Source organism: Pseudofrankia coriaricola (assembly GCF_032027725.1).
GTDB lineage: Bacteria > Actinomycetota > Actinomycetes > Frankiales > Frankiaceae > Pseudofrankia.
Window position 1 is genome coordinate 1 of sequence record NZ_JASNFO010000200.1, and the last position, 807, is coordinate 807.

Sequence of the window (807 nt, forward strand, 5' to 3'; positions counted from 1 at the left end):
GGGCCGAGCCACCGGGATTACCCGGAAGACAAGTGGGAAGCGGGAGCGGCATGCGCATCCTGGTCGTCGACAACTACGACTCCTTCGTCTTCAACCTCGTTCAGTACCTGGGGCAGCTTGAGGCGGAGTGCCTGGTGCGACGCAACGACGAGGTCGAGCCGGAGCTCGTCGGCGAGCTGGGGGTGGACGGCGTGCTGCTCTCCCCCGGTCCGGGCACGCCGGAGGCGGCGGGCGCCACCATCCCGATGGTGATGGCCGCCGGGTCGGCCGGCCTGCCCGTGTTCGGCGTCTGCCTCGGGCACCAGGCGATCGGGGTCGCGTTCGGCGCGACCGTCGACCGCGCGCCCGAGCTGCTGCACGGCAAGACCTCGGTCGTCCACCACGACGGCGCCGGGGTGCTCGCGGACCTGCCGAGCCCGTTCATCGCGACCCGCTACCACTCGCTCGCGGTGGAGGAGTCGACCCTGCCGGCGGAGATCGAGGTCACCGCCCGGACGGAGAGCGGCGTCGTGATGGCCATGCGGCACCGGACGCTGCCGATCGAGGGCGTGCAGTTCCACCCCGAGTCGGTGCTCACCCAGGGCGGCCACCTGATGCTCGCCCGCTGGCTCGAGTCCTGCGGTGACGGCGGTGCCGCCCGCCGGCTGGCGCCCGGGCTGTCCACCGAGGTCGAGACCCTGCGCCAGGCCGCCTTCGCCTGAACCTGGCAGACATGATCGCGGTTTCAGCCCTCAGGTGGTTGTAATCACCGCCGTTCACGACCATCAGAGGACGCTACCGGCGATCACGCCAACGGACTGATCTGGC

Annotated in this window: 1 protein-coding gene; it reads left to right on the forward strand. The window is 71.0% G+C overall.

Features of this window, described 5'->3' with window-relative positions; translation table 11 throughout:
* Positions 1-50: 50 nt before the first annotated feature.
* A complete protein-coding gene (locus QOZ89_RS47085; protein ID WP_071053309.1) occupies positions 51-701 on the forward strand; it encodes an aminodeoxychorismate/anthranilate synthase component II in 651 nt (216 codons plus the stop codon).
* Positions 702-807 lie beyond the last annotated feature (106 nt).

Bases quoted from the DNA above. Each gene is read 5' to 3' on its own strand.
- QOZ89_RS47085 (WP_071053309.1), top strand. From the start codon at position 51: ATGCGCATCCTGGTCGTCGACAACTACGACTCCTTCGTCTTCAACCTC.